This is a genomic window from Streptomyces pseudogriseolus (assembly GCA_002154585.1).
Lineage (GTDB): Bacteria > Actinomycetota > Actinomycetes > Streptomycetales > Streptomycetaceae > Streptomyces > Streptomyces pseudogriseolus.
The window spans coordinates 159-8,957 of sequence record MUNG01000506.1 but is presented as its reverse complement, the minus strand read 5'-3'; the positions used below and the strand labels follow the sequence as shown (position 1 = coordinate 8,957).

The following is an 8,799-nucleotide window of genomic DNA, read 5'->3' as shown; positions in this document are numbered from 1 at the left end:
GCCGCCTGGCGCGACGGCGACGTCCGCTATGCCGAGGTGTCCCTGCCCGAGGACGAGCACCGCGACGCGGCCCGCTTCGGACTGCACCCCGCCCTCCTCGACGCCGCCCTCCACGCCCAGCTCACCGGCACGGACGAGGACGGCGGCCAGGACGGCCGGGGCGGGGGAGTGGGCCTGCCCTTCGCCTTCGGCGGCGTCACCCTGCACGCCGTCGGCGCCACCACCCTGCGCGTCCGGCTCGAACGGAACGCCGGCGGCGCGGTCACCCTGCACGTCGCGGACGGCACGGGACAGCCCGTCGCCACCGTCGACTCCCTCGTCAGCCGCCCGCTGTCCGACGGCGCCACGGGCCCCGCCCGTCCCGCCGACGGCGCCCTGTACACGGTGCGCTGGACCCCCGCCGACCTGCCGCGGACGCCCGCCGCCGACCGGCCCGAGGACCACGGGAGCACCCCCGCCGTCCTGACCTTCAGCTCCGAGCCCGGCGAGACGCCCGCCTCGGTCGCCGCCCGCGCCCTGGACGCCCTGCGGACCCGGCTCGCCGACGACCCCACCGGGGACACCCCCGTGGTCGTCGTCACCCGCGGCGCCGTCGCCACCGGCGGCGAGGAGGACGTACCCGACCTGCCCGCCGCGGCCGTCTGGGGCCTCGTACGCTCCGCCCAGACCGAGAACCCCGGCCGCATCGTCCTCGCCGACCTCGACGACACCGACGCCTCCCGCGCCGCCCTGGACGCCTCCATCGCCTCCGGCGCCCCGCAACTCGCCCTGCGCGAGGGCCGGCTGCTCGTCCCGTCGCTGACGCGCGCCGCCCTGAGCGGCGCCGACCGGCCCGCCGCCTGGGACCCCGACGGCACCGTCCTGGTCACCGGCGGCACCGGCGCGCTCGGCGCGCTCGTCGCCCGCCACCTGGTCACCACGCACGGCGTGCGCTCCCTGCTGCTGCTCTCCCGCAGCGGCCCCGACGCCCCCGGCGCGCCCGACCTCACCGCCGAACTCACCGCCCACGGCGCCGCCGTACGCGTCGAGGCCTGCGACGCGGCCGATTCCGAAGCCCTCGCCGCCGCCCTGGCCGCCGTCCCCGCCGAGCACCCGCTGCGCGCGGTCGTGCACACCGCCGGCGTCCTCGACGACGGCGTCCTGGGCTCCCTCACCCCCGACCGACTCGCCACCGTCCTGCGCGCCAAGGCCGACTCCGCGCTCGCCCTGCACCACGCCACCCGCGACGCGGACCTCACCGCCTTCGTGCTGTTCTCCTCCGCCGCCGGCCTCCTCGGCGGCGCCGGACAGGCCAACTACGCCGCCGCCAACACCGTCCTGGACGCCCTGGCCCACCACCGCCGCGCCCAGGGGCTGCCCGCCGTCTCCCTCGCCTGGACCCTGTGGGACCACGACGGCGGCATGACCGGCGGCCTCGACGCCGACGCCGTACGCCGCATCGCCGCCTCCGGACTGCCCGCCCTGGACCCCGCCCAGGCCCTGCGGCTGCTGGACGAGGCGCTCGCGGCGGACGAGGCCCTGCTCGCCCCGCTGCGCACCGAGCCGGCCGTGCTGCGCGCCGCGGCCACCGCCGGCCGGCTGCCCGCCCTGCTGCACGGACTCGTCCCCACGCCGGCCCGCCGCACCGCCCGCGCCGCGGACGCCGGCTCGTCCGAACTCGGCCGGCGCCTGGCCGCCCTCACCGAGACCGAGCAGGAGCGCCTCCTGCTCGACGTGGTGCGCCGCCACGCCGCCGTCGCCCTCGGCCACGGCTCGGCCGGCGCCGTGGACGGCGAACAGTCCTTCAAAGACCTCGGGTTCGACTCCCTCACCTCCGTCGACCTGCGCAACCGGCTGAACGCCGAGACCGGGCTCAGGCTCCCCGCCACCCTGGTCTTCGACCACCCCCGGCCCAGCGCCCTCGCCCGCCACCTGCGCGGCGAACTCGCCGGCGGCACCGAGACGGCCCGCACCGCCGCCGTCGCCGCGGACGACGACGACCCCGTCGTCATCGTCTCCATGGCCTGCCGCTACCCCGGCGGCGTCACCTCCCCCGAGGAGCTGTGGCGGTTCGTCTCCGAGGGCGGCGACGCCATCGGCGCCTTCCCCGCCGACCGCGGCTGGGACCTGGACCGACTGCCCGGCCTCCAGGCCGGATTCCTGCACGACGCCACCCACTTCGACGCCGCCCTGTTCGGCATCTCCCCGCGCGAGGCCCTCGCCATGGACCCGCAGCAGCGGCTCCTCCTGGAGACCTCCTGGGAGGTCTTCGAGCGCGCCGGGCTCGACCCGCTGGCTCAGCGCGGCGGCCGCACCGGCGTGTACGTCGGCGCGATGGGCTCCGGCTACGCCTCCGGCCTCGCCGACATCCCCGAGGGCATGGAGGGCTACATCGGCCTCGGCGTGTCCGGCAGCGTCATCTCGGGCCGCGTCGCCTACACCTTCGGCCTGGAGGGGCCGACGATGACGGTCGACACCGCCTGCTCCTCCGCCCTGGTCGCCCTGCACCTCGCCGCCCACGCGCTCCGGCAGGGCGAGTGCGCGATGGCGCTGGCCGGCGGCGTCACCGTCATGGCCACCCCCGGCACGTACACCGAGTTCACCGCGCAGAACGGCCTGGCCGCCGACGGACGCTGCAAGGCGTTCGCCGCCTCCGCCGACGGCACCAGCTTCTCCGAGGGCGTCGGCATGCTGCTGCTGGAGCGCCTCTCGGACGCCCGGCGCAACGGACACCCGGTGCTCGCCGTGGTCCGCGGCTCCGCCACCAACCAGGACGGCGCCTCCAACGGCCTGACCGCGCCCAGCGGGCCCTCGCAGCAGCGCGTCATCCGCGCCGCCCTGGACTCGGCCGGGCTCGCCCCGGCCGACGTGGACGCCGTCGAGGCGCACGGCACCGGCACCACCCTCGGCGACCCCATCGAGGCGCAGGCCCTCATCGCCACCTACGGCCAGGACCGGCCCGACGACCGCCCGCTGTGGCTCGGCTCCGCCAAGTCCAACTTCGGCCACACCCAGGCCGCCGCGGGCGCCGCCGGCGTCATCAAGATGGTCATGGCGATGCACCACGGCGAACTGCCCCGCACCCTGCACGTCGACGAGCCGTCCCCGCACATCGACTGGTCCGCCGGCGCCGTGCGGCTGCTCACCGAGTCCCGCCCGTGGTCCGCCCCGGACGGACGCCCCCGCCGGGCCGGCGTCTCCTCCTTCGGCATCAGCGGCAGCAACGCCCACGTCGTCCTGGAGGAGCCCCCCGCCCCCACTCCCGCTCCCGAGCGGGAGGCCGCGGCCGGCACCCCGCGCGCGTACCCCGTCTCCGGGCACACTCCCGACGCGCTGCGCGCCCAGGCGGCCCGGCTGCGCACCCACCTGCTCACCGCCGGCCACGACCCGCGCGACCTCGCGCACACCCTGGCCACCGCCCGGCCCGCGCTCGCCCACCGGGCCGTCGTCGTGGCCGAGGACCACGAGGAACTTCTCGCCGGGCTCACCGCCCTGGCCACCGGCGACCAGGCCGGCCACGTCGTCACCGGCCATGCCGACGGCGGCCGTCTCGCCGTCCTGTTCAGCGGGCAGGGCGCCCAGCGCCCCGGCATGGGACGCGACCTGTACGCCGCCCACCCGGTGTTCGCCGACACCTTCGACGCCGTCTGCGCCGAGCTCGACCGGCACCTGGACGGACCGCCCCTGCGCGAGGTGGTCTTCGCCGCCGAGGGCAGCGCGCACGCGGAGCTCCTGGACCGCACCGCATGGACCCAGGCCGCCCTGTTCGCCTTCGGCACCGCCGCCCACGCCCTCACGTCGTCCTGGGGCGTCCGGCCCGACGTGCTGGCCGGACACTCCGTCGGCGAACTCACCGCCGCGCACGCCGCAGGCGTCCTCGACCTCGCCGACGCCTGCGCCCTGGTCGCCGCCCGCGGCCGGCTCATGCAGGCCCTGCCCGAGGGCGGCGCCATGACCGCGATCGAGGCCACCGAGGCGGAGGTGCTGCCGTACCTGGAGGACCGCGCCGACCGGATCGCCGTCGCCGCCGTCAACGGCCCCGCCTCCGTCGTCGTCTCCGGCGCCGAGGACGACGTGGCCGCGGTCGCCGGGGAGTTCACCGCGCGCGGCCGCCGCACCCGGCGCCTCCGCGTCTCCCACGCCTTCCACTCGCCGCTGATGGACGCCATGCTGGAGGACTTCCGAAAGGTGGCCGAGCGCGTGCGCTACGCCCCGCCGGCCGTCCCCGTGGTGTCCAACCTGACCGGCGCCCTGGGCACCGGGGAGGACCTGCGCACCCCCGACTACTGGGTGCGGCACGTCCGTGAGGCCGTGCGCTTCGCCGACGGGGTGCGAACCCTGCGGGACGAGGGCGTCACCTTCTGCCTGGAACTCGGCCCCGACACCACCCTCACCCCCCTCGTCCGGGACGGCGCCGGCGACCCCGACGCCGTCACCGCCGTGTCCCTGCTCCACCGCGACCTGCCCGAGCCGCGCGCCGCCCTGCTGGCCGCCGCCGCCCTGCACACGCACGGCCGCGCGGACCTGCCTCCGGCCCCCGCCGACGCCCGGCCCGTCGCCCTGCCGACGTACGCCTTCCAGCGCGAGCGCTACTGGCTGGAGACCTCGGCGCGGCCCGCCGCCCCCACCGCGGACGGCGCCTTCTGGGAGCTGGTCGAGGCCGCCGACCCGGCGGCCCTGGCCGAACGGCTCGACGTCGACACGGACGCCCCGCTCAGCACCGTCCTGCCCGCCCTCGCCGCCTGGCGCGGCACGGACCGCAGGCAGCGCGAGGAGCGGCGCTGGGAACACCGCGTGACCTGGCGGCCCGCCGCCGACGGCGCCACCGCCGCCCTCACCGGCACCTGGCTGCTCGCCGTCCCCGAGGACCTGGACGGCGGCCCCTGGGCGTCCTCGGTCGCCGAGGCCCTGACCGCGCACGGCGCCCGCGTCCGCGTGCTGCCCGTGGACTGCGCCCGCGCCGACCGCGCCGGTCTCGCCGCCGCCTACGACACCGCCCGCGAGGACGGCCCGGCCCTCGCCGGGGTGCTCTCCCTGCTGGCCGCCGACACCCGCCCGCTGCCCGGCCACGGCGCCGTCCCGGCCGGGCTCGCCGCGACCACCGCCCTCGTCCAGGCCCTCGCCGACCGCGCCACCGGCCCGGACACCACCCGCCTGTGGGCCGTCACCGCCGGCGCGGCCGGCGTCCTCGGCCACGAGGCGCCCGCCGCACCCGAACAGGCCGCCGTCTGGGGCCTGGGCCGCACCGCGGCCCTCGAACACCCGCAGCTGTGGGGCGGCCTGGTCGACCTGCCCGCCGGCACCCTCGCCGCCGTCGCCCCCGACGTGGCCCGCCGGCTGTGCGCGGTCCTGGCCGGCGGCACCGGGGAGGACCAGACCGCCGTCCGCCCCGACGGCACCTTCCTGCGCCGCCTCGAGCACGTGCCCGCCGACGCGCCCGCCGGGACGCCGGCCGACTGGACGGGTACCGTCCTGCTCACCGGCGCGACCGGGGCGCTCGGCCTGCGCACCGCCGCCTGGCTCGCCGAACGGGGCGCCACCAGGATCGTCGCCGTCAGCCGCTCCGGCGCCGGATCGCCGGACGCCGCCCGCCTGAAGGAGGCCCTGGACGGCACCGGCGCCGAACTCGTCCTCGCCGCCTGCGACGCCGCCGACCGGGACGCGCTCGCCGCCCTGCTGGCCGAACACCCCGTCGACGCGGTCGTGCACACCGCAGGCGTCCTCGACGACCAGCTCCTCGACGCCATGGACGCCGACGCCCTGGAGACCGTGCTGCGGCCCAAGCTCGCCGCCGCCCGCAACCTCCACGACCTCACCCGCGACCGCGACCTGACCGCGTTCGTCCTGTACTCGTCGGTCTCCGGCACCCTCGGCACCATCGGCCAGGCCAACTACGCCGCCGCCAACGCCTACCTCGACGCCCTCGCCGAACAGCGCCGCGCCGCCGGACTGGCGGCCACCTCCCTCGCCTGGGGACCCTGGGCCGGCGGCGGCATGGCGACCCGAGACGCCGGCACCGAGAACCGGATGCGCCGAGGCGGCATCCAGCCCCTCGACCCCGACCGGGCCGTGGAGGCGCTCGGCCGGGCCACCGCACGCACCGACGCCGTGCTCACCGTCGCCGACATCGACTGGGCCCGCTTCGCCCCCGGCTTCACCACCTCCCGGCCCAGCCCGCTCCTCGCCGAACTGCCCGAGGTGCGCGAGCTGTCGGACACCGGCCCGCGCGGCGCGGCCGCCGACGCCGGACAGGACCTGCGCGCCCGGCTGGCCGGACAGACCCCCGCCGAACGGGACCGCACCCTGATCACACTGGTGCGCACCGAGGCCGCCGCCGTCCTCGGCCACGCCTCCACCGACCGCGTCGGCGCCGCCCAGGCGTTCAACGCCCTCGGCTTCGACTCACTGACGGCGGTCGAACTGCGCAACCGCATCGGCGCGGCCACCGGTCTCGCCCTGCCGGCCACGCTGCTGTTCGACCACCCCGACGCCACCGCCCTCGCCGGCTACCTGCGCGGGCGGCTCACCGAGGACACCGACGGGGGCGGCGCCGTCCTCGCCGAACTCGACCGCCTGGAGGCGGCCCTGTCCACACTGGCGGCCGACGACGCACGGCGCGACCGCATCGGCGCGCGCCTCCAGTCGCTGCTCGGACGCCTCGGCGGCGGCACGGCCGGCGCCGCGCCGGCCACCGCGACCGGCGACGGCGACATCGCCGGCCGCCTGGAGTCCGCCGCGGCGGACGAACTCTTCGACTTCATCGAGAACGACCTCGGCATCTCCTGACGGAGACGGCCACGGGACCTGCGGAACGGGTGAGGAACGCATGAGCGATGAGGACAAGCTCCTCGGCTACCTGAAGAAGGTCACGGCCGATCTCCACCAGACGCGACAGCGCCTGGCGGCGGCCGAGGCCCGGGACAACGAACCGGTCGCGATCGTCGCGATGGGCTGCCGCTTCCCCGGCGGCGTGTCCGGCCCCGACGACCTGTGGCGGCTGCTGGAGGACGGCACCGACGCCATGACCGACTGGCCGCGCGACCGCGGCTGGGACACCGAGGCGCTCTACGACCCGGAACCGGGCACGCCGGGACGCAGTTACGCCCGCACCGGCGGGTTCATCGACCGCGTCGCCGACTTCGACGCCTCCTTCTTCGGCATCTCCCCGCGCGAGGCCGTCGGCACCGACCCCCAGCAGCGGCTGCTCCTGGAGATCTGCTGGGAGGCCCTGGAACGCGCCGGCGTCGACCCGCTCTCCCTGCGCGGCAGCCGCACCGGCGTGTTCGCCGGCACCAACCTCCAGGACTACCCCACGCTGCTGGCGCACTCCGACAACGCCGGCGACGACGGCGTCGGCAACTCGCCCAGCGTCCTGTCCGGCCGCATCTCCTACACCCTCGGTCTGGAAGGCCCGGCCGTCTCCGTCGACACCGCCTGCTCCTCCTCCCTGGTCACCCTGCACCTCGCCGCGCAGGCACTGCGCGCGGGGGAGTGTGACCTGGCCCTGGCCGGCGGCGTCACCGTCATGTCGACGCCCACGGTCTTCCTGGAGTTCAGCCGCCAGCGCGGACTGGCACCGGACGGGCGCTGCAAGGCGTTCTCCGACGACGCCGACGGCACCGCCTGGGGCGAGGGCGCCGGCGTCCTCGTCGTCGAACGGCTGTCGGACGCCCGCCGCAACGGCCACCCCGTGCTCGCCGTGCTGCGCGGCTCCGCCGTCAACCAGGACGGCGCCTCCAACGGGCTCACCGCCCCCAACGGCCCGTCCCAGGAACGCGTCATCTGGCAGGCCCTGCGCTCCGCCGGGCTCGCCCCGGCCGACGTCGACGCCGTCGAGGCGCACGGCACCGGCACCACCCTCGGCGACCCCATCGAGGCGCAGGCCCTCCTCGCCACGTACGGGCAGGACCGGCCCGCCGAGCGGCCGCTGCTGCTCGGCTCGGTGAAGTCCAACATCGGCCACACCCAGGCCGCCGCAGGCGTCGCCGGCGTCATCAAGACCATCCTCGCGCTGCGCGCCGGGCGGCTGCCGGCCACCCTGCACGTCGGCCGGCCCAGCCGGCACGTCGACTGGAGCGCCGGACACGTCGAACTGCTCACCGAGGCCCGCGACTGGCCCGCCGCCGACCGGCCGCGCCGGGCCGCCGTCTCCTCCTTCGGCGTCAGCGGCACCAACGCCCACGTCATCCTCGAACAGGCCCCCGAACCGTCCGCCGACGACAAGCCGGAGACGACGGCCGACGACACCCCCCGCGCCCGCGCCTTCCCCGTCTCCGGACGCACCGCCGCCGCCCTGCGCGCGCAGGCCGCCCGCCTCGCCGCCCATCTGCGGTCCGCCCCGGACGGCACGCCCCGCCCCGCCGACCTGGCCTGGTCCCTGGCCGCCACCCGGCCCGCCCTGGAACACCGGGCCGTCGTCGTCGCCGACGACCTGGACCGGCTCCTGCGCGGTCTGACCTCCCTCGCCGAGGGCACACCCGACCCGGCCGTCGTGCGCGGCGTCGCCGACACCGACGGCGACCCGGTCTTCCTCTTCCCCGGGCACGGCCCGCAGTGGGAAGGCATGGCCGTCGAACTCCACGCGGCCGACCCGCGGTTCCGCCGATTCTTCGACGAGGCCGCCGCCGCGGTCGAGGCGCTCACCGACTACTCCGTCCTCGACGTGCTGCGCCGCGCCCCCGGAGCCCCGCCGCTGGAGCGCCTCGACGTGGTCCAGTCCGCCATGTTCGTGGTGTGCGTCGCCCTCGCCCGGCTGTGGATGGCCTGCGGGGTGCGCCCCGCCGCGGTGGCCGGACAGAGCCAGGGCGAGATCGCCGCCGC

2 protein-coding genes are annotated in these 8,799 nt (G+C 77.4%); both read left to right on the top strand.

All coding sequences use genetic code 11. The annotated features are described in order from the left end of the window. A partial coding sequence (locus CCN29_RS31895) for a type I polyketide synthase (protein WP_086686020.1) occupies positions 1-6,765 on the top strand: 6,765 nt, incomplete at its 5' end. 40 nt (positions 6,766-6,805) lie between these two features. Continuing rightward, positions 6,806-8,799, top strand: a 1,994-nt coding sequence (locus CCN29_RS31890; RefSeq protein WP_442538606.1) for a type I polyketide synthase, incomplete at its 3' end; no start/stop codon positions are given.